Origin of the sequence: Mesorhizobium sp. B2-4-3 (assembly GCF_006442815.1) — a bacterium.
In the GTDB taxonomy this organism is placed as follows: domain Bacteria; phylum Pseudomonadota; class Alphaproteobacteria; order Rhizobiales; family Rhizobiaceae; genus Mesorhizobium.
This window is the reverse complement of the sequence record NZ_VFVL01000029.1, coordinates 52,426-78,910: the sequence shown is the minus strand read 5'-3', so window position 1 is coordinate 78,910 and position 26,485 is coordinate 52,426. Positions and strand designations below refer to the sequence as shown.

Here is a 26,485-nt window from a genome sequence, read left to right as displayed (position 1 = left end):
GCAGCGGACTCCAACTCAGGGCGAAAACTGTAACCCATGTATCCGGTTCAAAGTGTTACCCATCTATCGGCTGGACAAGCGTCGGCGCGCTACTCGCACTGTCGGCGCGGACCGCCGTCGAAGGGCTGGTAGGTGTTGTCCTGCGGATCGTAGGAGCGGTAGCGGCTGAAGCAGTAGTCGACGTGGTCGCCCGAGACCGGACGACCCGATGCCTGTTCCCGGGCGGCCTCTGCCTCGGGCGAAATCTCTTCCGGCGGGCCGCCATAGGTGGTGGCGTAACCGTCGGCCGACGGGGCGTAGCCTTCCATCTCGGCCTGGTCGTCGCTCATCTGATCGTCGCTCGTCCGGTCGTCAGGCATGGCGTTCTGGCGAGCGCTCGCTGCTGTCTGGTCATCCTGGCCTGCGCCCGTCGAGGCGGTGCGGTCGTCGCCAGGATCGTAATAGGGTGAGACGCAGGGGCGCAGCTCGCCGCTGTAGGAGCGGTAGCTGTTTTCCGCCGGGCGGTAGCTGCGATAGCGGGTGGCGCACCATTGCAGATGGGCGACGGGCAGTTGCTGTTGTTGAGCCTGTTGATCGACTGTCGTCGGCTGTTGGGCCACGCCGGCGTCGGGCGCGGCCTGGCCCGGGCCAGAGACCTGGGCGAGTGGCTGCAGTCGTGGCGCCGCAGAAGGCGCCGCGGCCCCGCCAAGCGCCGTCGTCTGCGTTCCGCTATCCGCCTTGGCCGGCTCGCCAGTCTTGGCGGACGCAGCCACTACCTGTCGGGCGGGAATGCGTTGAAGGTTCTGTTCCTGCCGATCGACCGGCTGGGCATCCTTCGTCCAGAGTTCGGAAACGCCGATCGCGGGCGTTGCCTGCCGCACCGGCTTGGCGGCGAGCAGCCAGGTGGCGAATGCAAGCCCGCTGGCGAACACGGCCAGGGTCAGCACGAAGCCGCCGGCAATTCCCAACAAAGCCTTCACGCGACGCTCCTTCAGCCCCCGCTCATAGAATGCAGGGCGCGGGATGGAGTTCCTTGTGCTGTGCAATGGGGGCCAAAGTCGGGCGGGCACGCGCAGTCGCCGAACGCCGGCAACGCAAATCGTGGCGGTCTAGACAACCACTTCCTTATACTCCCGCACCTTGCCGTCCTGGCCTCTGATCCGCCAGGTATCGCCTTCGCGGCCCTCGATATGGCTCGCCGCCAGCGCCACCTTGCCGCCGCCGTCCGGCAGGTCGATGACATAAGTCGGGTTGCAGATGCCGGAGAGGCGCCGGCGCAATTCGGCGACCAGCGCCTGGCCTTCGGCAATCGTGGCGCGGCGGTGCGCCATGCCGCGCGCGAGGTCGCCATGGTGCAGGTAATAGGGCTTTACGCCGAGACGATACATCAGCTCCCGGCAAAGCTCCTCCAGCACCTCGACCTTGTCATTGACGCCTTTCAGGAGAACGCTCTGGTTGAGCAGCACGAAGCCAGCCTGCCGCATCGCGCGGCAAGCGGCTTCGGCTTCAGCGGTGATCTCGCGCGCATGGTTGAAGTGGGTCACCACCGTAACCATCAGCTGGCCCTGCAATGCCTCAACCAGGCCGGACGTGATGCGCGACGGCAGCGCCACGGGCACGCGGGTGTGGATGCGCAGCAGCCTGAGATGCGGGACCGCCTCCAGGCGGGCGCGGATTTCGGCCAGCGCCTTGTCGGGCAGCGACAGCGGATCGCCGCCGGTCAGGATCACCTCGCGGATTTCGGGGTGTCCGGCGATGTAGGCCAGCGCCGGCTCCAGCGCTTCGCGTGTGTAGCCGCGGCCGATCGAGGTCAGCGACTCTTTCCTGAAGCAGAAGCGGCAATAGACCGCGCATTGATAGGTGGGGAACAGAAGCACGCGGTCGGCATGGCGGTGCGTCAGCCTGGGCACCGGGCTGAAGGCGTGGTCGCCGATCGGGTCGTCGAGCTCGCCTTCGGCGGCGACGAGCTCATCCGGCGACGGGATCACCTGGGCGCGGACCGGGTCGTTGGGGTCGTCCCAGTCGATCAGATCGAGATAGGATTTTGGCACGCGCACCTTGTGCGCGGCCGCGGCTTCCTGCGCGGCGGCGCGCTCGGCGGGCGAAAGCGGCAGGGACGCGAGGTCGCGGACATGGCGCACGCCGGCGCGGATATCGTCTTGCCAGGCGGCGGCGCTGGCGGCCGGTTGTTTGAGATCGGTGGTCATTGCGGTCTCGGGACGGATTTGCGTGGGATATCGGATGGATGACGGGCGGGGTCAACCACTACCGCTGCCGCGAACTGTCATATGCCGCGTTCCTTCGCGCCCCCTCTGTCCGGCAGGACAGAGGGGGCGCCGTAGAGCGCTAGCGCAACTCGGCAGCCCGCCCATCTCGCTGCAATCGACCCGCGCGGCGTTTTCGGGCAATCTCCACCGAGCAGCCTGCCATGGGGAATGGTGTCTGCCGAGGAGGACTACCATGACCAACTTGTCGCGCTATGAGGATGCCGTGGCGCAATTCCGCATCGAGGACGAGATCGCGCGCCTTGATGGCGACCCGGCCACTGGCATCAACGCCTATGTCGAATGCTGCGGCCGCTACACGGGCGAGAACCGGCTGGCGCTGCGCGCGATCTCGGCTGCCGGCGAATTGCGCGAATATTCCTTCGACGATCTGGCCGACATGTCCGGCCGCGTCGGCACAATGCTGAAGGAGCTTGGCGTTCGCCCCGGCGATGTCGTCGCCGGCATGCTGCCGCGCATACCCGAGCTGGTGGCGCTGATCCTCGGCGCGTGGCGCGTCGGCGCGGTCTACCAGCCGCTGTTCACGGCCTTCGGGCCGAAGGCGGTCGAGCATCGTCTGAGCTATAGCAAGGCGAAGCTGGTGGTGACCAACCCCGCCAACCGCGGCAAGCTCGACGAGGTGGAGAACCGTCCGCGCATCGCCACCATTCTTGGCCACGGCGACACGCTGCCCGCCGACGACATCGATTTCCGCGCGGCGCTCGCGACCGCCTCCCCCGACTGCGAGCCCGTGATGCGCAAGGGCCCGGACCTGTTCATGATGATGTCGACCTCCGGCACCACCGGGCACCCAAAGGGCGTGCCGGTGCCGCTCAATGCGTTGCTCGCCTTCGACACCTATATGCGCGACGCGATCGGGCTCACGCCCGACGACATCTTCTGGAACATCGCCGATCCCGGCTGGGCCTATGGGCTCTACTACGCCATCACGGGGCCGTTGCAGCTCGGCATCGCCACCACCTTCTACGAAGGCGCCTTCAACGCCAAATCGACCTACGACATCATCGAGCGTCTGGGCGTCACCAGCCTTGCCGGCTCGCCGACGGCCTATCGCCTGCTGATGGCGGAAGGACCCGAGGCCGCGGCCCGCGTCAAGGGCAGGCTGCGCGTGGTGAGCAGCGCCGGCGAACCGCTTAACCCGGAAGTGATCCGCTGGTTCGACGCCAACCTCGCGGCGCCGATCCACGACCATTACGGCCAGACCGAGAACGGCATGATGGTCAACAACCATCACGGGCTTAAACACCTTGTCCGTGCGGGATCGGCCGGTTTCGCCATGCCGGGCTACCGCATGGTGGTGCTGGATGACGAAGGCAACGAGCTCGGCCCCAACCAGCCCGGCGTGCTCGCGGTCGATATCGCCAGATCGCCGCTGCGCTGGTTCGGCGGCTACCACGAGGCAGAGACGCCGGCGATCGTGGGCGGCTATTACCGCACCGGCGACACGGTGGAATATGAGCCGGACGGCTCGGTCTCCTTCATCGGCCGGGCCGATGACGTCATCACCTCCTCCGGCTACCGCATCGGGCCGTTCGATGTCGAGAGCGCGCTGATCGAGCACCCGGCGGTCAACGAGGCGGCGGCGGTCGGCGTGCCCGATCCGCAGCGCACCGAGATCGTCAAGGCCTTCGTGGTGCTGGCGCCCGCCTTCAAGGGCAGCGACGCGCTGGCCGAAGAACTCGCCCAGCATGTGAAGAAGCGGCTGTCGGCGCATTCCTATCCGCGCGAGGTCGAGTTCGTCAGCGAGCTGCCGAAGACGCCAAGCGGCAAGATCCAGCGGTTCCTGCTGCGGAAGGCCGAGGTGGAGAAGCGCAAAGCGGAATAAAGATTGCCGCCGCCTGGATTTCCGCCACGCAAAAGCCGCCAAGTCGGGCGATGGCTCGCAAGGGCTCTTGATCGCTAACCTTGGGGTTGCTGCATGCGGTTGGTCTTAACGCTTCTCTTTGCACTGGCGGGCAGCACGGCGCTCGCCGCCTCGCCGGAGGACGATTACATCGCGGCGCGCGACAAGGCGATCGCCGACATCACGGCGCAGGAAAGCGCCAATACGGCGATCGAAACCATTGACGCCCAGAACGAAAAGGCGCTGGCCGATCTGCAGCAGCGTCTCGCCGCCATTCTCGGCCCGCTTTCCGTCAAGGATTTTCCGGCGACCGGCACCATTAACGTTCAAAGCCTCAACGCCTCCGATATCGGCTACGGCATGCTGGACGGGCTGCGATATGCGCAGAGCGACGACGGCCCGAGCATCGTCGCCTCGACGCGCGGGCTGACCGAGCGCTGGCTCAAGTCCAAATCGGCCGAGACGGAAGCGGATTTCAAGCTGCCCGCCGACATCGGCGCGGCGCTGAAGCTCGACAGTTTCTACACCCAGGCCATCGGCAGCGACGCCGCGTTCTCCGGCACGCTCGACTTTTCGCTGAAGAAACCCGACGGCGCCGATGCGGTGGTCGCCCGGCTCGGCGGCTGGACCCAGGATGTCGGACCGATCTACGACCAGCATGTCGTCGTGGCGGTCGTGAAGGGCGATCGCGTGCTGATTGCCGAAGCGCCCGCCTCGCCCGCCGTGCCGAAGATCGCGGCCTGCGATTCGCTGTGGGCAGCCGCCGACGCCGCCGCGCAGAAAGCCCAGCAGGCCGACCAGGGCTCGGACCAGGACGACCCGCAGGCTTCCGATCCCGCCAACGCCGCCTGGGAAAAGGGCGACGCCGATTACCGCGCCTGCATGGCCCAGCGCCTGCCCGGCGATCCGTCCTTCCCGGCCCTGCTCAAGCAGGCGCAGGACCTCGCCGACGGCATGGCTGGGAAATAGTTCGCCAGAGCAATTCCAGGAAAGCACAGCGGCTCTCCATGTGGAATTGCGTCAAACCAAGGAGATAGAGCGGGTCGGCGCTGTCGAAGCCGAACCGCTCGAAGCCCTCAGCCTCCGTTCGCCCGCATGTTGCGTCGGGGAACACGCCGCGCGGCGGGGCGCGCCGTTTCCGCGATAATCCCATTGGCCTGAGGCGGGGCATCCTTGCGCGACCTTGCGTCGGTCACTCGATGCAGCCGCTCGTAAGGCAGCAATTCCCGGATGCGGGCATTGAGCGCTTCGACCTCGGCGTGCAGATCCTCGCATTCCTGCTTCTGGATATCGAGTTGGATCTGCTCGGACGCCTGCTGCAGCGAAAGCTGTGAGAAATTGGTGCTGACCACGGACAGGTTCTTCTTGTCGACTTCGCTCTCGTCCTTGAGAACGGCGAGCCTTTCCTCAGCAATCTGGCGTTCGGTGACGGCATCGCTCAACTGCGCCTTGAGCCTGGCGATCTCGGCCGTGGCTTCGCCATTGTCGATCGAGACCTGATCCAGACGCGACTGCAGTTCCTGCATCTCGGAACGCAAACCGCGCATTTCCGCCTGGCCGCGCGTCAATTCGGCGGCACTGTCGCTTTCGGCGATCCGCGCCATCTCGGCTGTTTCGGCAAGCTTGGCCTGCGTTGCCTCCAGCGTCTTCTGCAGCCGGGTTTCCTCTTTTTCGTGGTTGCCGAGTTGGGCCATCAGCTCGGCGATATGGGCGGTTTCGCCGGCGTGGGTTGCCGCGAACTCGTCGAACTTGTGCCGGGCCTCCGCCTCGCGCTTTTGCGCCTGCTCCAGATCGACCGAGAGGCCGACCTGCTTTTCGCGCAGCAGCTTGTTCTCGGCGCCGCGTCTGTCGAGTTCTACCGTTTTGGCCGCCAGAGCCTTGGCGATCTCGCCGAACTCCGTCTCGCGCCTGGTGCTCTCATTGCCCATCTCCACCAGCTCCAGGCGCACGGCCGCAAGCGCTAAGCGCAGTTGCTCACGGTCCTGGACGAGGCTTGCCTCGCGCTGCTGCCGCGCCTCGGCCGCGCCGTCGCGTTCGCGCTGCCTGCGGGCCGCGTCGAGCAATTGTTCCGAGAGCGTCTTGTGCTCGGTGGTGAGGGCGAGGTTTGCCAGCTCCAGCTCGTTGGAGCGCAGCACATCGCGATGGAAGACGTTGAGGACCTCACGCGTCATACGATGCGCGGTGGCGATCTCGGCCAGCTTCGCCTCGATCTCCTGTAGATGGCCCTGGCCATCCCGGAAAAGCCCGGCCACGGCTTCCAGGGCGGCTAACCGCGTCTGGGTATGCGGCGTCAGCCGCGATGCCATTGCGTCGGACGGCGGATTCTCGTCATGGGCCGCCAGGTCCTGGTCGGCGACGTCGTCTTCAGACGGTGCCTTTTCCTCATCGGCAAGAACGTCCTCGAATGCTTCCGCCAGATCCGATTGGAATTCCTGGAATTCCTTATCGACGTCCTCGGCCCGTTTGATCAGAGACTTGAAATTCATCACTGCACATCCCTTAAGCTCGCCCCCCAAGGCGTACTTAACGAATTGCTAATTTATGCCTTTACCTGCCGTTCGGGAAGCCTCATCAAAAGAAACCGGAATTAAGGTTATCGCGGCGCGCAATCACACGCAGTTTCGGCGGCAGATGATCTCGCCCGCTCTCAGCATATGTTAGTATTCTCCACGGACAGGAAGGCCTGGATGCGCCTGACGCCAGGAGTGAATACAGCGGCTCAATCACCCTCATCGGCGCAGCCCATTTAAAGACTTCCAGGACGGCCGTGGAGCTCTGGGCTAAGCTCCCGCCGCACCCGTTCACCGTCCTCGCCGGCGGCGCCCAAGGAGCCGCCTTTCCCTGCCGCCTCTTGTCGCCTTCGCAGGCCGTCACAACATTGTCGGACGAAAGCGGCCCTGCCGGCGTGGCCTCGACGACCGTTGCCGCCGCAATTGAAAACGGTTGAAGGATGAGTTCCGAACGTGCATGTCACGGCCGGCGGAAAGACCATTCGGGAAAAGCTGAAATGACGACGGATACCAAAGCGACGGAAACCAGGACATTCGAGGCGGACGTCTCGCGGCTGCTGCACATGATGGTGCATTCGGTCTATTCGGACCGCGATGTGTTCCTGCGCGAGCTGATCTCCAACGCGGCCGATGCCTGCGAGAAGCTGCGCTTCGAGGCGGTGAGCCGGCCCGAGCTGCTGGGTGACGATGCCAAGCCGCGCATCACGATCGCCGCCGACCCGGACAACAGAGAGCTTGTCGTCGAAGACAATGGCATCGGCATGAGCCGCGACGAGATGGCGGAGGCGCTGGGCACCATCGCACGCTCCGGCACGCGCGCCTTCCTGGAGCGCGTAGAGGCCGGCAAGGCGGCGGAAGACACGCAGCTCATCGGCCAGTTCGGCGTCGGCTTCTATTCCGCTTTCATGGTCGCCGACCGGGTCGACGTCATCAGCCGCCAGGCCGGCAGCGACGAGGCCTTCCGCTGGTCGTCCGACGGCAAGGGCACCTATGAAATTGCGCCGGCGCCGCTCGAGGCGGCGCCCAGGCGCGGCACCCGCGTGGTGCTGCATCTGATGGAAGACGCCTCCTCCTACACCACGCCTTACCGGCTCGAGGGCCTGGCGAAGTCGCAGTCGGGCCATGTGCCCGTGCCGATCAGGCTTGTCGAGAAACCCGGCGCCGAGCCGCGCGACATCGCCGACGGCACGGCCCTTTGGACGCGGCAGAAAAGCGAGATCAAGCCGGAGGAATACACCGATTTCTACCGCAGCATCGCCGGCCAGTATGACGAGCCGGCTTCCACGATCCATTTCCGCGCCGAGGGACGGCAAGAATACAGCGTGCTCGCCTTCGTGCCCGGATCGCGGCCGTTCGATCTCTTCGACCAGGACCGCAAGGGCGGCATGAAGCTCTATGTGCGGCGCGTCTTCATCACCGACGATGCCGATGTGCTGCCGCGCTACCTGCGCTTCGTGCGCGGCCTGGTCGATTCCGCCGACCTGCCGCTCAACGTCTCGCGCGAGATGATCCAGGAAAGCCCCCTGCTTGCCGCGATCCGCAAGAGCGTGACCAACCGCGTGCTGGGCGACCTTGCCAAGACGGCCGAAAACGATGCCGAAGCCTATGCGAAAATCTGGGACAATTTCGGCGTCGTGCTGAAAGAAGGGCTTTATGAGGACTATGAGCGGCGCGAGCAATTGCTGAAGCTTGCCCGCTTCCGCTCGACCGCGTCGGGCGAAGGCTGGCGCAGCCTTGCCGACTATGTTGGAGCGATGAAGGAAGGCCAGAAGGCGATCTTCTTCATGGCCGGCGACGACCGCGCCCGGCTGGAGGCCTCGCCGCAGCTCGAAGGGTTTCGCGCACGCGGTATCGAGGTGCTGCTGCTCACCGACCCGGTCGACAGTTTCTGGGTGACGATGGCGCCGGAGTTCGACGGCAAGCCGTTCAAGTCGGTGACGCAGGGCGCGGCAGAGCTTGCCGATGTCGCGCTGCCTGACGATGCGGCGAAGCCCGACGCCGAGACGCCATCGGATATCGCGACGTTCGTTGCCTTCGTGAAGACCACGCTCGGCGAGGAGGTGTCGGACGTGAAGGCCTCCGACCGGCTGACCGAAAGCGCCGTGTGCCTCGTTGCGCCGGAGCATGGCCCGGACCGCCAGTTCGAGCGCCTGCTCAACGCCGCCGGCCGGCTCGACAAGGCCGCCAAGCCGATCCTCGAGATCAACCCGCGCCATGAACGCGTGGCGGCGCTGGCAAAGCTCGGCGACGAAGAAAAGGCGTTCAAGGAAGACGCCGCGCATCTGCTCTACGACGAAGCGCGCGTGCTCGACGGCGACAAGCCGGCCGACGCCAAGGCCTTCTCGGCGCGCCTGGCGCGGCTGATCGATCGCGGGTTGGCGAAGGGATGAGCGCCGGCGCTGCGCTTGCGCGGCCCGCTGGCGTCCAGCGGTAACTGGGCGCTGGCACATTTCCAGCAGCCCGCTTAGCTTTATCGTATCCTACGGCATGAGCGGCAGGAGCTCCTATGAAGCGCATTGTTCTGGTCAGGCACTCGGAAGAACCGGGGGACGATCATGTCCAGACGACGCTTGAGGCGAACGGCCATGCGATCACGACCGCGATGCCGTTCAAGGGTGATCCGATCGATCTCGGGTCCGTCGATGGAGCAGTGATCTATGGCGGTCCGTTCAATGTCTTCGACACCGACATACACCCGTTCCTGAACGACGAAGCCGCGCTGATCGAGCACTGCCTGGAAAACGACCTGCCGCTGCTCGGCATCTGCCAGGGCGCGCAGCAGATCGCCTGGCATCTCGGCGCCGATGTCGGGCCGGTGGAAAGCGGCATCAGGGAGTTCGGCTATTTCGAGATCACGCCGACGGCCGAGGCCGGCGACTTCCTCGATCGGCCGCTCTTCCTGCCGCAAAACCACTTTCATACTTTCGCCGTGCCGGCCGGCGCCGTGCATCTCGCGTCGAGCAACACGTTCCCCAACCAGGCGTTCCGGATCGGCGACACGACCTATGCGCTGCAATTCCATGCCGAGCAGGGCCCGGCCGGCTTTCGGCGCTGGCAGGAGCGGCAAGGCGCACCCTACGGAACACTCGGCGCACAGGACCGGGACGAACAGGACAGGTTGATGGAGGCCCACCACGCGGCGCAGCTTGCCTGGTTCGGCGGCTTTGTGACCAGGCTTTTCGGCTGAAAGCGCCCCCTACCCTCGCAGGCCCGGCGCTTCCTGGCCGGTGCGGGCGACGTACTCGGTATAGCCGCCGCCATAGGTGTGGATGCCGTCTGGCGTCAGTTCCAGCACGCGGTTGGAGAGTGCCGCGAGGAAATGGCGGTCGTGCGAGACGAAGAGCATGGTGCCTTCATATTGCGCCAGCGCCTCGATCAGCATCTGCTTGGTGGTGATGTCGAGATGGTTGGTTGGCTCGTCGAGCACCAAAAGGTTGGGTGGGTCGAACAGCATCAGCGCCATCACCAGCCGCGCCTTCTCGCCGCCCGAGAGCACCCGGCATTTCTTCTCGATCTCGTCGCCGGAAAAGCCGAAGCAACCGGCAAGCGCACGCAGCGGCGCCTGGCCGGCCTGCGGAAACGAGTCCTCCAGCGTCTGGAAGACGGTGCGCTCGCCGTCGAGCAACTCCATGGCGTGCTGGGCGAAATAGCCCATCTTGACGCTCGGACCGCGCGCCACCGAGCCCTCGTCCGGCTCGGAGGCGCCGGCGACCAGCTTCAGAAGCGTCGACTTGCCGGCGCCGTTGACACCCATCACGCACCAGCGCTCGCGGCGACGGATCTGGAAGTCGAGGCCCGAATAGATATTGCGGCTGCCATAGGCCTTGTGGATGCCCTTCAGCGTCGCCACGTCCTCGCCACAGCGCGGCGCCGGCTGGAATTCGAAAGTCACCGCCTGGCGGCGCTTCGGCGGTTCGACGCGGTCGATCTTGTCGAGCTTCTTCACCCGACTCTGCACCTGGGCGGCATGGGAAGCGCGCGCCTTGAAACGCTCGATGAAGGCAATCTCCTTGGCCAGCATCGCCTGCTGGCGCTCGAACTGCGCCTGCAACTGCTTGTCGGCCAGCGCGCGCTGCTCCTGGTAGAATTCGAAATTGCCGGAATAGGAGGTGAGCGCGCCGCCATCGATCTCGATGATCTTGTTGACGATGCGGTTCATGAACTCGCGGTCGTGCGAGGTCATCAGCAGCGCGCCGTCGTAATCCTTGAGGAATTTCTCCAGCCAGATCAGGCTTTCGAGGTCGAGGTGGTTCGACGGCTCGTCGAGCAGCATGACGTCGGGCCGCATCAACAGGATGCGGGCAAGCGCGACGCGCATCTTCCAGCCGCCGGAGAGTTTCGAAACGTCGCCGTCCATCATCTCCTGGGAAAAGCCGAGGCCGTCGAGCACCTCGCGCGCCCGGCCGTCCAGCGCATAACCGTCGAGCTCCTCGAAGCGGTGCTGCAATTCGCCGTAGCGCTCGATGATCTGGTCCATCTCGTCAGCGCGCTCGGGATCGCCCATGGCGTGCTCGAGCTCGCGCATCTCGGCGGCCACCGCGCTCACCGGCCCGGCGCCTTCCATGACCTCTGCGACGGCGCTCAAGCCGCCCATGTCGCCGACATCCTGGCTGAAATAGCCGATGGTGACGCCGCGATCGACCGAGACCTGGCCCTCGTCCGGCTGCTCCTGGCCGATGATCATGCGGAACAAGGTCGTCTTGCCGGCGCCGTTCGGACCGACCAGCCCCACCTTCTCGCCCCTCTGCAAGGCGGCCGAGGCTTCGATGAAGACGATCTGTCGGCCGTTCTGCTTGCCGATATTTTCAAGACGGATCATGGGGCGGTCCGGTAAACTGCGCTGACGTGGCGGGATTTGCCCGGGCGTGTACGCGAATGCGGGCGGCAGGGGAAGAGCGCAAACGCCGCAGGATGGTGGCGATGGAGATTTGCAAAGGCGGCGCCGCGCCCTACTTCGCGTCGTGGAAAATAATCCCGACCGTGTGCCGCCGCCCCGATCGCAGGCGGCTTACGCCGTGGCGCAGGTTGACGCGATAATATCCCTTGGTGCCCTGCACCGGCCGATTATGCACCGCAAAGATCACAGCATCGCCGCGCTTGAGCGGCACCACCTCGGCGCGGCTTTGCATGCGCGGGCGCTGCTCGGTGAGCACGAATTCGCCGCCGGTGAAATCCTCGCCGGGCTCGGACAACAGGACCGCCACCTGCAGCGGAAAGGCGAGCGCGCCGTAGAGATCCTGATGCAGGCAGTTGAAGTCGCCGGGACCGTATTGCAGCAGGAGTGGCGTCGGCCTCACCTGGCCTTCGCCGTGGCAGCGCTTCAGGAAGGCGGCGTGCTCGGACGGATAGCGCAGTGCCACACTCATCTTCTCGTTCCAGTCGTTGGCAACGGTGGCGAGGCGCGGGTAGAGCGCGGTGCGCAGGCCCTCGATCAGGTCCGGCAGCGGATATTTGAAATACCGATATTCGCCCTTGCCGAAGCCGTGGCGGGCCATCACGACATGGCTACGGAAATGCTCTTCATGGGGATAGAGCGCGGCGATATCGGCGCATTCCTCGGGCGAGAGCAAGCCAGGCATCACAGTGCAGCCGTGAGTGTTCAGGTCAGACACCAGCGCATGCCAGTTTTGCGCGTCGACGCGGGATTCGGCGGAGCGGCCGGCGCGCTTGGTGTCGAGGGAATGGATCGTCATGGGTTGCCTCCTTGCTTGCCATCAAAGTGGGGCGAAGGCGATGTGCGGGCCACCCGATTCCTGCGGAAGTGAGTGAGAGATCGTTGGAGAAGCCGGCGGGACAGCGCCCCCCTCTGTCCTGCCGGACATCTCCCCCACTTGGGGGGAGATTGGCAGTTCGGGCGGCGGCGCTCTTTCTTGCGACGCTGGAGATTGGCGAAAGCGGCGACGGCAGCTGATCTCCCCCCTTGTGGGGGAGATGTTCGGCAGGACAGAGGGGGGCGCGAAGGATCTCGGCCTCAGCCTTTTCTGCGATACCGCTCCAGCTCCGGATCCAGATCCACCTTCACCGCATTGGTGAACACGCAGGTCGCCACCATGATGCCGGCGAAGGCGGTCAGGTTGACCAGCAGCGTCTCGTCGTAGCGCGCCTTGAGCGCGGCCCAGGTCTCGTCCGGGACGGCATTGGCGTCGGCGGCGACCGCCTTGCCGAAACCGATCAGCAGCGCCTCGTCGGCCGACGGAGCAATCGCCTCCGGATCGAGCACGCTCTCGATCAGCGCGCGGCGGAAGAAGGTCACCGGAATCTCGGCGCGCATCGTCTCGGCGATCGTCTTCGAGAACAGCCAGATGGCGCGGTCGTCGAGCGTGGGGCGCAGAAGATCGCGCAGCGTGAACCATTCGGCGTAGATGCGGTGCGCGGCCGGCGAGTGGAGCAGGATGCGCTTCATGTTGGTCATGCGGCCGCGCAGCTTAAGCTCGCGGTCGTGCTCGGCGCGGATCTCAGCGGAAGCGGTCGCGTAGTCGATCGGCGAAAGATGCGCCATTGCCTCACCCCAGCGTCGCATGCAGGGCGGGCGCGCCGCTCAGCGTGTTGGAGACGGTGCAGATGTCCTCGGCATCCGCCAGGATGCGTTGCTTTGTCGCCGCGTCGAGATCGCCGGCGATCTCCAGTCTGACGGTGAATGCCTCGACGCGCGAGGGCTCGTCCTTCGCCTTCTCGCCGGTGACCTCCGCCCTCACCTCGCCGAGCCGGTCGGCGACGCCGAGGCGGGTGGCGGCGATGCGGGCGCTGAGCACCATGCAGGCGGCTAAGGAGGCATAGAGCAGATCGAGCGGACTGAAGCCGGGCGCGCTGACCTGCGTGACCACATCGACGGTGCCGCCGGTTGGGGTGGTGATTGCCGGCAGGCCGCCCAGCGGCAGGACGGCGAGCGCGCCAGCGTTTCGGGTTCGGATTTTGAGGTCCGCCATCGTGTCGTCTCCAGTTTCGAGGCCATTGATAGCGGACGGGAATCCACTGAGGCAATCGCTGGCGCAGACCGTGGGCGATTGGCGTTTCCTCGCCCCCATGAAATGGGGGAGAGGTGGTTCGGCGAAGCCGAGACGGAGAGGGGGAGCGCCTACGAAGCCCCCTCTCCGTCCGCTGCGCGGACACCTCTCCCCGCCTTTGGGCGGGGTGAGGAACCCAAGTTCTGAGAGGCTACTTCGTCAGATCGAGCGCCGCCGTCAGATCGCCCATCGGCGGCTGGTCGTTGTTGCGCAGCGCCCTGTCGCGGGCGACGATGCCGGGCAGCACCGGCAGGTCGTAGCGGGCGGTGATGAAGCGCAGGATCGAGGTGGTGTCGTACTGCGTGTGGTCGACCATGCCCATCTTCGCATAGGGTGAGACGATGAAGGCCGGGATGCGGTTGCCCGGGCCCCAGCGGTCGGCCTTGGGCGGCGCGACGTGGTCCCAGAAGCCGCCATTCTCGTCATAGGTGACGACCACCAGCATATGCTGCCATTGCGGGCTCTTCTCCAGATGCGCGACGAGGTCGGCCAGATGCTGGTCGCCCGAGGTCACGTCGGCATAGCCGGCGTGTTCGTTGAGGTTGCCCTGCGGCTTGTAGAAGGACACGGCCGGCAGCTTGCCGTCGTCGATCGCCTTGATGAACTCTTCGCCGCCGAGGCCACCGTCCTTGAGGTGCTCGGCCCGCGCGGCCATGCCTGGCGCATAGGCCGCGAAATAGTTGAAGGGCTGGTGGTGGAACTGGAAGTTCGGCACGGGCGTCGCGTTCTTGCCGTCGAGCGCCGCCTGCCAGGCGCCCGAATACCACGCCCAGGAAATGCCCTTCAGCGACAACAGATCGCCGATGGTGATCTCGTGCTGCGGCGGCAGCGTGGTCGGCTGCGCCGGATCGGCGAGCGCTGGATCGCCACCCTCGGCCGGCTTGTTGGCGCTCGGCTGGTAAGGCGGCTGCATGGTGTTGACTACGTAGAAGTCGGGCGTGATGGCGCCGTCATTGGCGAATTTCGGCACGCCGCCCAGCGCCGAGGGCGGCGAATTGTCGGCCGGCTTCAGCGTCACGCCGTCCGGCTCGACGACGGCGATCTGGCCCTTCACCGGGCTGGTGTCGGCATTCGGATAGAACGGGGCGCAGGCGCAGGCGAGCATGAAGTGGTTGAGGAAGGACCCGCCGAAGGCGCCCTGGAAGAAATTGTCGGCGAGCACGTATTTCCTGGCGATGTTCCACATCGGCAGGTTGGAGCCGTCATAGTGGCCCATCACCAGCGAGCCGGAATCGGCCCAGGCGACGAACTTGTCGTTCCGGCCAGCGTCGATCTGCATCTGCTCCTGGTAGAAGCGGTGCCAGAGGTCGTGCGTGACGACGTTGGTGCCCTCGTTGAAGCCTTTGGGATCGTCGATGGCGAAGGTGGCGTTGGCAAGATGCGCGCTCTGCGCTTCCGTCACCGCCGGCGTGACGCCTTTGCCGGTCAGTCCGCCCCAGGCCGGCGGCAGCTCGGAAAGCGGCTTGCCGTCGCGGTCGAGCTGACGCGCCTGGTCGGGCGAAACGTTGGCCAGGCCGTTGGCGCCAGGAAAGCCGCCGTAGAGGTTATCGAAGCTGCGGTTCTCGGCGTAGATGACGACGACGGTGTCGATCTTGTCGTAGCCGGGAGGGGCCGCGTGGGCGGCGGCAGAGAGCGATGCCAGCGCCGTGGAGGCGAGGCAAAGCGAGAGGAAGGATCGGGTCATCGGGAAATGCCTCGTGGCTTGGGAATGGCTGGAGGACGGCAATGCAGGAACGCAACTGCATCAATGCCCAGCTACTTCGATGCCTTGTCACCTTTGTGACAGTTCCGCCCCGGCCGAACACGGTTTCGTGAGCGGGAAAGCCGGTCATCAATCCGTTGCACTCGAACCTTACGTCGCGAACGAAATCGGACGAAGGAAATCAGGGATGTCGCCGAAGACGATGGGACGTCGGAAAAATCACGCGATCGCCATTGCAGCGGCCACGATCGTCGCCTTCACCGCGCCCGCCAACACCGAGGAGCCATCCGGAGTCCATCCCGGCCCGATGACGCGCCGGGAAGCCTTCGCCCGCGCCGAGGCGCTGACGGCGCTCGGCCGGCAGATGTTCTTCGACCCTTCGCTCTCTGCCTCGGGCAAGCAGGCCTGCTCGTCCTGCCATGATCCCAACCACGCCTTCGGACCGGCCTCGGCGGCACCCGTCGAGATGGGCGGAGCCAAGCTCGACCGGGCCGGCGTTCGCGCCGTGCCGTCGCTGCGCTACCTGCAGGCGGCGCCCGCCTTCACCGAGCATTTCTACGACTCCGAGGACGAAGGCGACGAGAGCGTCGACAATGGCCCGACCGGCGGGCTGACCTGGGACGGCCGCGCCGACCACGGCAAGGACCAGGCGATGATCCCGCTGCTGTCGCCCTTCGAGATGGGCAACAAGGACGAGGCCGAGGTGGTCGCGGCGCTGCGCAAGGCGCCCTATGCCGACGCCTTCGAGGCGGCGTTCGGCGTGGATGTGCTCGAACACCCGCGGGATGCCTTCGACGCCGCGATCGAAGCGCTCGGCACATTCGAGCAGAGCAGCGCCGATTTCTATCCCTATTCCAGCCGCTACGACGCCTTCCTTGCCGGCAAGGCGCAGCTCTCGGCGCAGGAATTGCGCGGCCGCATGCTGTTCGAGGACGAAGCGAAGGGCAATTGCGCGAGCTGCCATCTCAGCGAGCCCGCCAATGACGGCGAGCCGCCGCAGTTCACCGATTACGGCCTGATCGCGATCGCCGTGCCGCGCAATCCGGCGATCCCGGCCAACGCCGATCCCAATTATGTCGACCTCGGCCTGTGCGGACCGTTGCGCACCGATTTCAAACGCCACGCCGAATATTGCGGCCTGTTCAAGACGCCGACCCTGCGCAACGTGGCCTTGCGAAAAAGCTTCTTCCACAACGGCTATTTCCACTCGCTGCGCGAGGCGGTCGCTTTCTACGCCAGCCGCGACACGGATCCCGGGCGCTGGTATCCGAAGAAGGCGGACGGCAGGGTCGACAAATTCGACGACCTGCCAAAGGCTTACTGGGGAAACATCAACACCGACCCACCCTTCAACGGCAAAAAGCCGGGCGACAAGCCGGCGCTGAACGACGCCGAGATCGACGCCATCGTCGCCTTCCTCGGCACGCTGACCGACGCCGACCAGGCCGGGCAATAGGGCGACCGGCAGCCAAGGGGACTGGTGGAACACACGGCCTGCTTGCAGCCGGAGCCGTGCTATCCACCGAAAAAGTGTGCCAATGTGAGCCACGTCATAGGAACGCCAAGTCGCACCTGCTATATTGTCTATCTCTTCACAGATGGAGTCTCCGATGAGGTTCGTCGCGGTGCAGGAGCCGCCCGGCGGCAGTTGGGCGGTGTTCGATACGGGCAATGGCACGCCGGCCGAATATGCCGGCCGGGTGCTTATCGGCCTGACATCGCGCGAGGCCCGCTGGTTCGTCGCCGTGGGCAACGACTAGGCGGCCTGGCCACGGCCCGGCGCGCACCTGCGGTTGGTCAGCGGAGGCGGCTCGCAGCCGTTGCGGGAAAGGCACAACCAAACAGGCGGTTGAGAAGACGCGCTGACGGATTGATTCAAGCCGGCGCGACCTAAAGCGCGTCGCGCCGAAGCGGATTCAGGCGACGCGCTTTAGGCCTTTGTTTTCATGCATGTCGTTATCGCAAAACCGCTGCACACTTTTGCGCGACATGCATTAGCTCCTCATTGTGCCGGTGCGTAGCGGCTCACCACCATGCCGCTGGCATAGGGCTTCGAGCCGAGGAGCTTCAGCCTGCCAAAACCGCCCTTCTCGAAGATGCGGCGGCCGCTGCCCAGAACCGCCGGATTGATGAAGAGCTGGAACTCGTCGACCAGGCCGGCGGCGATCAGCGCCGAGGCGAAGCCGGCGCCGCCGAACACGGCGATGTCGCCGCCCGCGCCTTGCTTCAGCGCATCGACCTCGCGCGGCAGGTCGCCACCGACGACGCGCGTGCGCTCCCAGCGCGATGTTTCGAGCTTGTCGCTCGCCACAACCTTCTCAGCCTCGACGATGCGCTGCGCGAAGGCGTAGAAAGGGTCCCTCGGATATTTCCTCGCCGCTTTGCTCCAATGGGTCAGATAGCCCTCCTCAGCCATCTTGCGGCTCAACAGGATGGTGTCGATGGTCGTGAAGACAGCGTTGAAGTCCTGCTTGAGCTCCTCGTCCCAGGCGCTGTCATCGCCCCACTCCCAGAGCTGCCAGCGACGGTCCTCATCGGCGCCGACGAAACCGTCGACCGACATCTGCATTTGCAGGATGAGCTTCTTCATTTTGGGTCTCCTCGCCTGGAATTTCTGCCGTGAAGGCTCAGCGCGAACGGGCGAAGGCCTGCGCCCAGGCTTCGAAGCTGGTCGGCGTGGCGTTTTCGGCCGACGGTGCTTCCAGCGCCCAGCGCTCGCCTCTGTTGAAGCTTGCCGCCGTCTCGCCAAGCGCGTCGGCAAAACTCGCCGATATGCCGTTGGCGACCATGCCGGCCCGCGCATCGGCGAACGAGGCTTCATGATAGGTGACATCCTTGCCGATCGCCCGGCCCAGGATGGTGGTGGCCTGTTCGAGCGTGTAGTCGCCGCTGCCATGCAGTTCGACGACGCGCCGGTCCGGGAAATGCTCGGCACTCAACAGCTCGGCGGCGCGCTCACCAACGTCCTTGGCGGCAATCAGCGGCATCGGCAGGTCGCCGCGGAAGGGCGAGGCGAAGACGCCTGACGCCGCCTGCTCGACGAAGCCCATGCCCTTGACGAAATTCTCCATGAAGAAGGCGGCACGTAGATAGACGAGTTTCTCCAGGCCTAGCGCGGCGAGCCGCTCCTCCATCATCGCGGCGCCAAGCGAGGTACCCATTCTGAGATGGGCGTTTAGGCCGCTGAGCAGCACGACGCGACGCAGGCCCGCCTTGGCGATGGACGATGCCAGCCGTGCGCCGACCTCATCTTCGAACCTATGCAGGTCGGGCGCGGTGACATCGAAGGGGATCATCACGTAAGCGCTGTCGGTGCCCGAGAAGGCAGCGTCGAGCGCCGCCTGGTCATCAAGCGCAACGCCGAGGCTGCGGGCGACGCCGCGCACCGTGTGCCCTGCGCCGGTCAGCCTGGCCGAGACCTCGGCGCCGACTTCGCTGGTTGCGCCGACGACCACGATCGTACGGTTGGCTTGCTGGCTCATGTCGATCTCCTCTCTGCCCAAATGATTTACTTTCGGAACCATTTGACGCAAGGCAGAAATGATGTCAATAGTAAAGTGATTTAAAAATGGAACCATACTGATGTCGACCAAGGAACGGTCCGGCTGCCCGATCAGTCTCTCGCTCGAATTGCTCGGCGATCGCTGGACGCTGCTCATCATCCGCGACCTGGTCTTCGCCGGGAAACGGCATTTTCGTGAGTTTCTGCAATCCGACGAAGGCATCTCGTCGCGCACTCTGGCCGAGCGGCTGCAAACGCTGCAGGACGAAGGCATCCTCACCCGCAGCGACGACCCGACGCACGGGCTGAAGGCGATCTACCGGTTGACCGAAGCCGGCATCGACCTGTTGCCTGTGCTGGCGACCCTGGGCGCCTGGGGCAGCAAATATCGCAAGGCAGACGAGAAGCTCGCGCAGGTAGCCGATGAGCTGGCGGCCGGCGGTGAGCCGGCGCTCAAGCGGATGAAAGAGAGGCTCAGGGCTGAGCATTCGCCCGGATCGTGATCCAGGCCAGCATATTGTTGTGTTTACCGCCACGGGTCATTGACGATAGGCAGGTTGTCCATTGAAAATCCGCTCAAGGCCGTCCAGCATGCGCCGCCAGATTTCTTCAGCCTTTGGTGGCCCAGCCTGGGTCCGGGTGAGCGTCAGACGACAGCCGCTGGAAAGCCGGGCGAAGTCGAGATCGATCAAGGCTTCTCCTTGGAAATGCTTCGGGACGTTGAGGGTGAACGACAGCTTATGCGGCGGTTCGACATTGGCGAACCTGCCCCAATGCTCGATGAGCCTGCCGTCATTGCGCTCGTCGATCGATATCCGACCGCCTGGCACCGGTTCGATGTCGACGTCGACGATCCGGTTCGTCGGGCCGACGAAGAGCCAAAGGCGAACTATTTGCGGATCAATCCACGCCGCGAACACATCCTCGCATGGCCTGTCGAAAACACGACTGACGCTAACCTTCATAAGCTTCATTTCCCGGGCAGCATCGTTAGCCAGACAACATGCGATATGTTGGTCGCGATGCGAGGCCCGACAAGGGACGGCAGGTCACCACCGGCGATAGCGCGAATTAAAAGTTGACTCTTTTACTCATCTTGCATAGCGCTGCCCGCAGCTTTTCGAGATGGGGATCAGGCTGATGACGGACCGGCGCGTTCTGGTGGGGCTTTTGCTGGCGACGACCTTTTTGCACTTGCCGCAGGCGCTGGCGCAGGAGAAATCGGAAGTGCTGGCGCCGATCGAGGTCCAGGGCGAGGCCGTCGGCGACGGCACATCCGGCTTTGACGGCTACAAGGCCAAGAAGGACGCCAGCGCCACCAAATCCGACCAGCCGCTGGAAAAAACGCCGCAGGCCGTGAGCGTCGTCGGCGGCCGGCAGATCGAGGACCAGGCCGCGCGGTCGGTCGTCGAGGCGACGCGCTATGCGCCGGGCATCCGCTCGGAAACCTTTGGCAACGACACCCGCAACGACTGGTTCCTGATCCGCGGCTTCTCCTCGCAGGTCAACAGCTACTTCCTCGACGGGCTGCAGCTGCAGTCGAGCGACAGTTTCGCCACCTGGAAGGTGAACCCTTATTTGCTCGACCGCATCGACATCTTGCGCGGGCCGTCGTCGGCGCTTTACGGCGCCTCGAACCCGGGCGGCCTCATCAACCTCGTCTCCAAGCGGCCGACCTTCCAGAACCGCGGCGAGACCGCGATCGGCGTCAACGAGTTCGGCAATGTCTGGTCAGGGCTCGACGTCGAGGGCGTCAACAAGGACGGCACGCTCGCCTATCGCTTCATCGCCACCGGCAATTACGGCGGCACCCAGGTCGATTACACCGACAACGACCAGTTCGCCATCATGCCGGAGGTGACCTGGAAGCCGGATGAGGACACCAGTCTCACCGTCTATGCGAACGTCTCGAAGCTGAAGACGCGCGGCCAGAATTTCCTGCCCTATGTCGGCACTGTCGTCGACGCGCCATGGGGAAAGATTTCACGCGATCTCTTCACCAGCGAGCCCAGCGTCGACAAGTTCGAGCGCTCGCAGCAGATGATCGGCTACGAGTTCGAGCACCGTTTCGACAATGACGTGACGGTGCGCCAGAACCTGCGCTACGGCCATCTCGATGTCGACTTCCGCAACGTCTATGGCGAGGGCTGGGTGAACGACGATCCGGCCAGCGGCATGCTCGACCGCGCCAACTTCCTGTCGAAGCCGGATCTCGGCCTGTTCACCGTCGACAACCAGGTCGAGTGGAAGACATCGACCGGGCCGATCGACCACACGCTGCTTGTCGGCCTCGACTACAAGCGCTTCGACCTGCATGACGAGTCGGGTTTCGAGGACGCGTCGCCGCTCAATGTGCTGAACCCGGTCTACGGCGACGTGTCACCGGTCGCCACGCGCTACGACCAGTCGAACACGCTGCAGAACCAGACCGGCCTCTACGCCCAGGACACGATGCAGATCGACCGCTGGAACTTCGTCTTCAGCGGCCGCTACGACGACGCCCGCACCCATGTCACCGACCGGCCGACCGGTGTGAAGACGAACTATTCCAGCGATGCCTTCAGCGGCCGCGCCGGCCTCATCTACAATTTCGACAACGGCATCTCGCCCTATGCCTCCGTCTCGCACTCGTTCCTGCCGCTGACCGGCACGGATGCCAAGACCGGCGAAGCGTTCAGGCCGGAAACGGCCGTGCAATACGAGGCTGGCGTCAAGTATCAGCCGACACGGCTGAACGACGTGATGTTCAGCGCATCGCTGTTCGACCTGACGCGCCAGAACGTGGTGACCGGCGACGGCCAGATCAACTTCAACCGGCAGATCGGCAAGGTGAATTCGCGCGGCGTCGAGCTCGAGGCCGTCGGCCAGCTGACGCCCGACCTGAAGCTGACCGGCGCCTATACCTGGTACGACCTCAAGATCAAGCAAGGCAACCCGGCCGAGATCGGCAAGGTGACGACCGGCACGCCGGAACAGTTCGGCTCGCTGTGGCTCGACTACGCCATCCCGTCCGACCGCCTGCCGGGCGTCACCATCGGTGGCGGCGTGCGCTATGTCGGCTCGTCCTATGCGGATGCCGCCAACACGCAGAAGGTGCCGGATTACGCCGTGGTCGATGCCGCGATCCGCTACGAGAAGGACAATTTCAAGGCGGCGCTCAACGTCTCCAACCTGTTCGACAAGACCTATGTCGCCTCCTGCAACACCACCTGCTTCTACGGCGAGAGCCGGGAGATCAGCCTGACCATGGGCTATAAATGGTGACGGCGTCGGCCGGTCGGCAATCGTGATCGCAAGGCTGCTCCTGGCTTCGCTTCTCATCCTGCTGCCGGTTCCGCCGGTGGCGGCTGGCGAGGCCGTTCCGGCCCATGCCAAGCGGATCGCGACCATCGACTGGGGCATGGCCGAGACGCTGCTGGCGCTCGGCGTCGCGCCGGTCGGCGTCGCGGAAAGCGCCGGCTACCGCGACTGGGTGGGCGAACCCGCCCTGCCCTCCAGCGTCGCGGAGATCGGGCTTCGGGCCACGCCCAGCCTCGAATATCTGGCGGCGCTGAAACCCGACGCGATCCTGTCGACGCCGCAGTTCGCCGCGATCGAGCCGGTGCTCGGCAAAATCGCGCCGGTCATCAGCCTCGCCACCTACACCGACGACCTCGAGCCCTATCGCCATGCGCAGGAGAACACGCGACGGCTCGGCGCGCTCATCGGCAGCGAGCCGGCGGCGGCCGGTCTGATCGCGGCCACCGACGCGCGCATCGCGAAATTCAAGGACACCATCGGCGCGACCGCGACCAGACCGGTGCTGGTGCTCTATTTCCAGGACGACCGCCACGCCTGGGTGTTCTGCAAAGGCAGCCTGTTCGACGACGTGATGAAGCGCGCCGGGCTGACCAATGCCTGGACCGCCGACGGCAATTTCTGGGGGTTCGCCAATGCCGGCATCGACCAGTTGTTCGCCATCCGCGACGCTGCCCTTTTGGTGATCGAACCGGTGCCGCCGGCCGTGCGCGCCAAGCTTGCCCAGCGCGACGGACTGCTCAGCCGGCTGCCGGTCTTCCAGCCCGGCAATTACGCGATCCTGCCAAGCGTTTGGGGATTCGGCGGCCTGCCGTCGGCCGGCCGCTTCGCCGACCAGCTCTTGCGGCACACAGAGCTTTTCGAGCGCGGCCATGCTTCATGACGGCCGCCGGATAGCGATTTTCATCGCGGGCGGCCTTTACCTCGCGCTCGTCGCCTGGCTGATCGCCACCAACATCGCCAGGATTGGCGGCAGCCCTGAGGTGCGCGCGTTGCTTCTCGGCTATGCCTATTGGCCGCGGTTCGCGGTCGCCCTGCTGGCCGGGGCGGCCCTGGGGCTCGCGGGCGTCCTGATGCAGCAGGTGCTGCAGAACCCGCTCGCGGCACCCGAAACGCTCGGCGTCAATGCCGGCGCGCATCTGGCCTTGACCATCGGTCTGCTCGCCGCGCCCGCCCTGCATGCCGCGCATCCAGAGCTCCTGGCGATCAGCGGTGCTTTCGCCGCCTGGGGACTGATCGCGGCCATCGGCTGGGGCACGCGGGACCCGACGACGCTGATCCTCACCGGCTTCGTCGTCAGCTTCGCGTTGGGCTCGATCTCCAGCCTGCTGATGCTGCTCAACCAGCAATATCTCGCCTCGATGTTCATCTGGGGCGCCGGCTCGCTGGTCGAGGATGGCTGGAGCGGCGTCGAGCAACTGGCACTGCGTGTCGCCGCCGGCGCGATCGTCGCCGCCGCGCTCGCCCGACCGCTGCTCATCCTCGGTTTCGGCGACCAGCAGGCGAAGAGCCTTGGCCTGACGAGGCTGCTGAAGCCATTGTTCCTGGCCACCGCCGTGCTGCTTTCGGCGAGCGTCGCTGCAGCCGTCGGCATCATCGGCTTCGTCGGGCTGGCGGCGCCGCATCTGGCGCGCGTGCTCGGCGCCGAGAAGCTCGGCGAGCGGCTGGTCGCCGCGCCGCTCTGCGGTGCCGGACTTGTGCTCCTCGTCGACCAGCTCATCCAGCTGCTGCCGCCCGAGCGGGCCGCGAACCTGCCGACAGGCGCCGTCACCGCGCTGATCGGCGCGCCGATGCTGATCCTGCTGCTCAGACGCGTGCCGCGCCTGATGCTGGAGGCAGGCGGCGGCATCGCCACGCGCCTCGGCGTCGGCGGCGCGCGACGGCCGATGACCGTGCTTGCCGGCCTCGGCATCGCGCTTGTCCTGATGCTTGCGCTCGCCTTGCTCGCCGGCCGCGCGCCGCAGGGCTTCGGCCTCTACCCGGAAGCCTTCGTATGGCGCCTGCCGCGTGTCGTCGCCGCCTGCGGCGCAGGCCTCGGACTAGGCGTCGCCGGTTGCCTTGTCCAGCGCTTGTTCGCCAACCCGATGGCGAGTCCGGAAATCCTCGGCATCGGCGGCGGCGTCGCCATGGGGCTGATCGCGACGCTGCTCTTCTTCGCCGAAGCCAGTGCCGGCCTGCAGCTCTTCGGCGCCACGATCGGCGCCTTGGCCGTGACAGGCGCAATCCTTTTGCTCGGCCTCGACAAGGGTTTCACGCCGGAGCGGCTGCTTTTGACCGGCATCGCGATCACCGCGCTGCTCGATGCCTCCAGCCTGCTCTTTCTCGCGCTCGGCGATCCGCGCTCGGGCCAGGTTCTGGCGTGGCTGAGCGGCTCGACCTATTGGGTGGAGCTGGACTTTGCCGTCATCGTGCTGGCCGCCGGCATTGCCGGGCTGGCGCTTTCGGCGCTTGCCATCCGCTGGCTGGAGATCCTGCCGCTCGGCGCCGGCGTCGCCACCAGCCTCGGCGTTCCGCTCGGCGCGGCGCGTCTCGTCGTGCTGATGCTCGGTGCGGTCACCACGGCGGCGGCGGCGCTGATCGTCGGCCCGATGAGCTTCGTCGGATTGCTGGCGCCACATCTTGCCGGCCTGCTCGGCCTGCGCCGCGCCGGGCCGCAACTCCTCGGCGCGGCGATGACCGGAGCCGCTCTAGTGGTATTCGCCGACTGGGTTGGGCGTGCCATGTTCGCGCCGACCGAACTTCCGGCCGGCGTGCTTTCGGTGCTGATCGGCAGCCTGGCGGCGATGGCAGCGGTGTTGGGAAGGCGCGCGGCCGCTAGCGCATGATGCCGAAAAGTGTGAAGCGGTTTTCGGACGACATCATGCTCTATCTCTTTGATTTAGAGACGGATTCAGATTTCAGGTCGAACCGACCTGAAATCATCCGGCTCTAACGTCGGAACGCGAATTCCTCGATAAATTCCCCTCGCCCTTCAGCGAGATCGCCCGTGTCGCAGCGGCCCGACCGGCTCCTCGGCCGGCGGCTCCCCGGGCAACCCCAGTCGCAGCCGCTCCTCCTCGGCGAAGATCTCGGCTTGCGCATGAATATCGTACAATTGCTGCGTCAGCCTGCCGCCGTCGACGACGCGCACGATCCATTGGCCATTGACGGTCTTTACGCGGACACTGTCTGGCTCGCTTGTTACCATATACAGCTCCTGCTCTTCGCTCGAAGAACTTCCTGTCTCCGACCCAATACGATCTAGCGCGCCTTGAGTTGCCGTAAAGCGGGGCTTATTGATCTTTAGTGCAAGTGCACTCGCCAATATTCGATATATTTGCGAATCCTGACGAACAAAAACGATTTGTGGCAAAGCAGGCACGCCATTGCGCCCCGACGCGGCGGAATTCGACTTCGGCATGGCGTTCGGTCAGCGAGACGATGCGGCAGCGGATTTCGAAAGCGTCCGAGCGGAACAGCGGATTTTCGCAGTATGGCATCCTGGCGGTGCAAGCTCGGATGCACGGCGGCGCGGCCCGGCAGCCTTGGGGGGGTGATACTGGGTTCGGCGGCCGGGCCTGACCGGAGTTTGCGAGGCCGCCGGCTGTTGTGAGCATGCGCTTGGGCCCGGCCAAGGACAAGAACGACCTAGGCCCTAGGACCAAAGCTGCAAGGGGTATGGTCGAGACGACCAATCGTACTTGGACCGACGTGCCGGCCGGCCGCGTCAAAAGCCGAAGAAATGCCGGCCGACGAGATAGCCAAGCGCCGCGACGACCAGCGGAAACAGCGCCGGCGCGGCCTTGCCGAGCAGCGAGGGGTTTATCTCCTTGGCAGGAGCACCGGGTTTGGCATTGCCGAGGTTTTTGGTCATGAACTCGTTACCGGTTGGGGCTAGAGCGCTTCAGCGTTTCACGAAAACGCCGAACCCCTCTATCTCTTTGTCTTTACGCAATTCCGGACGGAAAACCGTGACACACTTTTCCTGGAATTGCTCCAGCTGCCGGCTGAGCCATTAAATTAGAAATCGCTTATTAAGTTTCCGGCAAGCCCGACGCTACAATTCGCGGCAATTTATTCCGATTGCTGGGTACGCTCGGCAAGCGCGAAGGCCTGAAGGTTGCGCGACTTGCCGGGATCCTGGTCGGCGTTGGCGATGATGGCGTGGAACGCCGCGCGGGCGATGTCCTTCTTCTTGGCGTCCGGATGCAGTTTTCGCACCGCCTTGAGCAGGTCTTTCGGTTTCATATCGGGGGTGACAACGCGCATCAGCGTATCGCCCATGGCCTGCAATTCGCTGGCATCCATAACGATGAACCCCGCTTTAGCGCATCCAGCCTGGCATATTGCGGAGCGAGCGCGTCATTTTTGTGATGCGCGCCAC

At 65.2% G+C, this 26,485-nt stretch carries 24 protein-coding genes; 10 read left to right on the top strand and 14 right to left on the bottom strand.

Translation table 11 applies throughout. The features are described 5' to 3' along the window. Positions 1-89: 89 nt before the first annotated feature. Together FJ956_RS23690 and FJ956_RS23685 are read right to left on the bottom strand one after the other, a co-directional pair. Positions 90-959, bottom strand: coding sequence for a BA14K family protein (locus FJ956_RS23690; RefSeq protein WP_246672144.1), 870 nt, complete (start codon positions 957-959; stop codon positions 90-92). Positions 960-1,088: 129 nt separating this feature from the next. Further along, positions 1,089-2,186 (bottom strand): KamA family radical SAM protein, encoded by a 1,098-nt coding sequence (locus FJ956_RS23685; protein WP_140680571.1) that lies wholly within the window; start codon positions 2,184-2,186, stop codon positions 1,089-1,091. 253 nt (positions 2,187-2,439) lie between these two features. Between FJ956_RS23685 and FJ956_RS23680 the strand changes: the two genes are divergently transcribed. After that, the gene (locus FJ956_RS23680; protein ID WP_140680573.1) at positions 2,440-4,089 is read left to right on the top strand and encodes an acyl-CoA synthetase; all 1,650 of its coding nucleotides are present in this window, start codon (positions 2,440-2,442) and stop codon (positions 4,087-4,089) included. Positions 4,090-4,182: 93 nt separating this feature from the next. After that, on the top strand, positions 4,183-5,076 hold the full coding sequence (locus FJ956_RS23675) for a hypothetical protein (RefSeq protein ID WP_140680575.1): 894 nt from the start codon (positions 4,183-4,185) through the stop codon (positions 5,074-5,076). 107 nt (positions 5,077-5,183) lie between these two features. Here the strand turns inward: FJ956_RS23675 and FJ956_RS23670 are convergent, their stop codons facing one another. Further along, complete coding sequence (locus FJ956_RS23670; RefSeq protein ID WP_140680577.1) at positions 5,184-6,593, bottom strand: hypothetical protein; 1,410 nt, start codon at positions 6,591-6,593, stop codon at positions 5,184-5,186. A gap of 521 nt (positions 6,594-7,114) precedes the next feature. On the opposite strand from FJ956_RS23670, the gene htpG reads away from it, so the two are divergent. Together htpG and FJ956_RS23660 are read left to right on the top strand one after the other, a co-directional pair. After that, positions 7,115-9,007, top strand: coding sequence for a molecular chaperone HtpG (gene htpG, locus FJ956_RS23665; RefSeq protein ID WP_140680579.1), 1,893 nt, complete (start codon positions 7,115-7,117; stop codon positions 9,005-9,007). A gap of 116 nt (positions 9,008-9,123) precedes the next feature. Next, positions 9,124-9,804 (top strand): glutamine amidotransferase, encoded by a 681-nt coding sequence (locus FJ956_RS23660; RefSeq protein ID WP_140680581.1) that lies wholly within the window; start codon positions 9,124-9,126, stop codon positions 9,802-9,804. A 9-nt stretch (positions 9,805-9,813) separates the two neighbouring features. Here FJ956_RS23660 and FJ956_RS23655 read toward each other — a convergent pair whose 3' ends face one another. The 5 genes from FJ956_RS23655 to FJ956_RS23630 all read right to left on the bottom strand — a co-directional run bounded on the left by FJ956_RS23655 (position 9,814) and on the right by FJ956_RS23630 (position 15,305). Further along, entirely contained in the window at positions 9,814-11,436 is a 1,623-nt protein-coding gene (locus tag FJ956_RS23655; protein ID WP_140680583.1) for an ABC-F family ATP-binding cassette domain-containing protein, read from the bottom strand. Positions 11,437-11,566: 130 nt separating this feature from the next. Continuing rightward, positions 11,567-12,310 carry a 2OG-Fe(II) oxygenase gene (locus tag FJ956_RS23650; RefSeq protein ID WP_140680586.1) on the bottom strand — a complete coding sequence of 248 codons (744 nt, stop codon included), beginning with the start codon at positions 12,308-12,310 and terminating at the stop codon, positions 11,567-11,569. A 278-nt stretch (positions 12,311-12,588) separates the two neighbouring features. Beyond that, on the bottom strand, positions 12,589-13,116 hold the full coding sequence (locus FJ956_RS23640) for a hypothetical protein (RefSeq protein ID WP_140680588.1): 528 nt from the start codon (positions 13,114-13,116) through the stop codon (positions 12,589-12,591). A gap of 4 nt (positions 13,117-13,120) precedes the next feature. After that, entirely contained in the window at positions 13,121-13,543 is a 423-nt protein-coding gene (locus FJ956_RS23635) for an OsmC family protein (RefSeq protein ID WP_140680591.1), read from the bottom strand. A 229-nt stretch (positions 13,544-13,772) separates the two neighbouring features. Then, positions 13,773-15,305: an acid phosphatase gene (locus tag FJ956_RS23630; RefSeq protein WP_140680593.1), complete on the bottom strand. Its 1,533-nt coding sequence runs from the start codon at positions 15,303-15,305 to the stop codon at positions 13,773-13,775. A gap of 205 nt (positions 15,306-15,510) precedes the next feature. Between FJ956_RS23630 and FJ956_RS23625 the strand changes: the two genes are divergently transcribed. Further along, positions 15,511-16,779: a cytochrome-c peroxidase gene (locus FJ956_RS23625; RefSeq protein ID WP_140680595.1), complete on the top strand. Its 1,269-nt coding sequence runs from the start codon at positions 15,511-15,513 to the stop codon at positions 16,777-16,779. 154 nt (positions 16,780-16,933) lie between these two features. Next, positions 16,934-17,083, top strand: coding sequence for a hypothetical protein (locus tag FJ956_RS30625; protein WP_181170276.1), 150 nt, complete (start codon positions 16,934-16,936; stop codon positions 17,081-17,083). A 242-nt stretch (positions 17,084-17,325) separates the two neighbouring features. On the opposite strand, the gene FJ956_RS23620 is transcribed toward FJ956_RS30625, so the two are convergent. Both FJ956_RS23620 and FJ956_RS23615 read right to left on the bottom strand, forming a co-directional pair. Continuing rightward, positions 17,326-17,913 (bottom strand): dihydrofolate reductase family protein, encoded by a 588-nt coding sequence (locus FJ956_RS23620; RefSeq protein ID WP_140680597.1) that lies wholly within the window; start codon positions 17,911-17,913, stop codon positions 17,326-17,328. A 37-nt stretch (positions 17,914-17,950) separates the two neighbouring features. After that, on the bottom strand, positions 17,951-18,805 hold the full coding sequence (locus tag FJ956_RS23615; protein WP_246672145.1) for an NmrA family NAD(P)-binding protein: 855 nt from the start codon (positions 18,803-18,805) through the stop codon (positions 17,951-17,953). Positions 18,806-18,905: 100 nt separating this feature from the next. Between FJ956_RS23615 and FJ956_RS23610 the strand changes: the two genes are divergently transcribed. Further along, entirely contained in the window at positions 18,906-19,328 is a 423-nt protein-coding gene (locus FJ956_RS23610; RefSeq protein ID WP_140680601.1) for a helix-turn-helix domain-containing protein, read from the top strand. 36 nt (positions 19,329-19,364) lie between these two features. On the opposite strand, the gene FJ956_RS23605 is transcribed toward FJ956_RS23610, so the two are convergent. Beyond that, entirely contained in the window at positions 19,365-19,790 is a 426-nt protein-coding gene (locus FJ956_RS23605) for an SRPBCC domain-containing protein (RefSeq protein WP_181170277.1), read from the bottom strand. A 175-nt stretch (positions 19,791-19,965) separates the two neighbouring features. Here FJ956_RS23605 and FJ956_RS23600 point away from each other — a divergent pair, with 175 nt between their 5' ends. Genes FJ956_RS23600 through fhuB form a run of 3 tightly spaced genes read left to right on the top strand, consistent with a single transcriptional unit; the run spans position 19,966 to position 24,947 of the window. Further along, entirely contained in the window at positions 19,966-22,089 is a 2,124-nt protein-coding gene (locus tag FJ956_RS23600) for a TonB-dependent siderophore receptor (RefSeq protein WP_181170278.1), read from the top strand. A 22-nt stretch (positions 22,090-22,111) separates the two neighbouring features. Then, entirely contained in the window at positions 22,112-23,005 is an 894-nt protein-coding gene (locus tag FJ956_RS23595) for an iron-siderophore ABC transporter substrate-binding protein (protein WP_140680607.1), read from the top strand. Beyond that, positions 22,995-24,947, top strand: coding sequence for a Fe(3+)-hydroxamate ABC transporter permease FhuB (gene fhuB, locus FJ956_RS23590; RefSeq protein ID WP_140680609.1), 1,953 nt, complete (start codon positions 22,995-22,997; stop codon positions 24,945-24,947). Before FJ956_RS23595 ends, fhuB begins: the two co-directional genes overlap by 11 nt. A gap of 146 nt (positions 24,948-25,093) precedes the next feature. Here the strand turns inward: fhuB and FJ956_RS30735 are convergent, their stop codons facing one another. The 3 genes from FJ956_RS30735 to FJ956_RS23575 all read right to left on the bottom strand — a co-directional run bounded on the left by FJ956_RS30735 (position 25,094) and on the right by FJ956_RS23575 (position 26,409). Next, positions 25,094-25,522, bottom strand: coding sequence for a hypothetical protein (locus FJ956_RS30735; RefSeq protein WP_140680612.1), 429 nt, complete (start codon positions 25,520-25,522; stop codon positions 25,094-25,096). Positions 25,523-25,828: 306 nt separating this feature from the next. Beyond that, on the bottom strand, positions 25,829-25,975 hold the full coding sequence (locus FJ956_RS23580; RefSeq protein WP_140680614.1) for a hypothetical protein: 147 nt from the start codon (positions 25,973-25,975) through the stop codon (positions 25,829-25,831). Positions 25,976-26,175: 200 nt separating this feature from the next. Then, positions 26,176-26,409, bottom strand: coding sequence for a hypothetical protein (locus FJ956_RS23575; RefSeq protein WP_140680616.1), 234 nt, complete (start codon positions 26,407-26,409; stop codon positions 26,176-26,178). Between the last annotated feature and the right edge of the window lie 76 nt (positions 26,410-26,485).

Coding starts and splice junctions, on each gene's coding strand:
- FJ956_RS23660 (WP_140680581.1), top strand. CDS start 9,124: ATGAAGCGCATTGTTCTGGTCAGGCACTCGGAAGAACCGGGGGACGAT.
- FJ956_RS23605 (WP_181170277.1), bottom strand. CDS start 19,790: ATGAAGGTTAGCGTCAGTCGTGTTTTCGACAGGCCATGCGAGGATGTG.
- FJ956_RS23640 (WP_140680588.1), bottom strand. CDS start 13,116: ATGGCGCATCTTTCGCCGATCGACTACGCGACCGCTTCCGCTGAGATC.
- FJ956_RS23635 (WP_140680591.1), bottom strand. CDS start 13,543: ATGGCGGACCTCAAAATCCGAACCCGAAACGCTGGCGCGCTCGCCGTC.
- FJ956_RS30625 (WP_181170276.1), top strand. CDS start 16,934: ATGAGGTTCGTCGCGGTGCAGGAGCCGCCCGGCGGCAGTTGGGCGGTG.
- FJ956_RS23650 (WP_140680586.1), bottom strand. CDS start 12,310: ATGACGATCCATTCCCTCGACACCAAGCGCGCCGGCCGCTCCGCCGAA.
- FJ956_RS23600 (WP_181170278.1), top strand. CDS start 19,966: ATGACGGACCGGCGCGTTCTGGTGGGGCTTTTGCTGGCGACGACCTTT.
- fhuB (WP_140680609.1), top strand. CDS start 22,995: ATGCTTCATGACGGCCGCCGGATAGCGATTTTCATCGCGGGCGGCCTT.
- FJ956_RS23655 (WP_140680583.1), bottom strand. CDS start 11,436: ATGATCCGTCTTGAAAATATCGGCAAGCAGAACGGCCGACAGATCGTC.
- FJ956_RS23675 (WP_140680575.1), top strand. CDS start 4,183: ATGCGGTTGGTCTTAACGCTTCTCTTTGCACTGGCGGGCAGCACGGCG.
- FJ956_RS30735 (WP_140680612.1), bottom strand. CDS start 25,522: ATGCCGAAGTCGAATTCCGCCGCGTCGGGGCGCAATGGCGTGCCTGCT.
- FJ956_RS23615 (WP_246672145.1), bottom strand. CDS start 18,805: ATGAGCCAGCAAGCCAACCGTACGATCGTGGTCGTCGGCGCAACCAGC.
- FJ956_RS23685 (WP_140680571.1), bottom strand. CDS start 2,186: ATGACCACCGATCTCAAACAACCGGCCGCCAGCGCCGCCGCCTGGCAA.
- FJ956_RS23680 (WP_140680573.1), top strand. CDS start 2,440: ATGACCAACTTGTCGCGCTATGAGGATGCCGTGGCGCAATTCCGCATC.
- FJ956_RS23580 (WP_140680614.1), bottom strand. CDS start 25,975: ATGACCAAAAACCTCGGCAATGCCAAACCCGGTGCTCCTGCCAAGGAG.
- FJ956_RS23620 (WP_140680597.1), bottom strand. CDS start 17,913: ATGAAGAAGCTCATCCTGCAAATGCAGATGTCGGTCGACGGTTTCGTC.
- FJ956_RS23610 (WP_140680601.1), top strand. CDS start 18,906: ATGTCGACCAAGGAACGGTCCGGCTGCCCGATCAGTCTCTCGCTCGAA.
- FJ956_RS23670 (WP_140680577.1), bottom strand. CDS start 6,593: ATGAATTTCAAGTCTCTGATCAAACGGGCCGAGGACGTCGATAAGGAA.
- htpG (WP_140680579.1), top strand. CDS start 7,115: ATGACGACGGATACCAAAGCGACGGAAACCAGGACATTCGAGGCGGAC.
- FJ956_RS23575 (WP_140680616.1), bottom strand. CDS start 26,409: ATGGATGCCAGCGAATTGCAGGCCATGGGCGATACGCTGATGCGCGTT.
- FJ956_RS23630 (WP_140680593.1), bottom strand. CDS start 15,305: ATGACCCGATCCTTCCTCTCGCTTTGCCTCGCCTCCACGGCGCTGGCA.
- FJ956_RS23625 (WP_140680595.1), top strand. CDS start 15,511: ATGTCGCCGAAGACGATGGGACGTCGGAAAAATCACGCGATCGCCATT.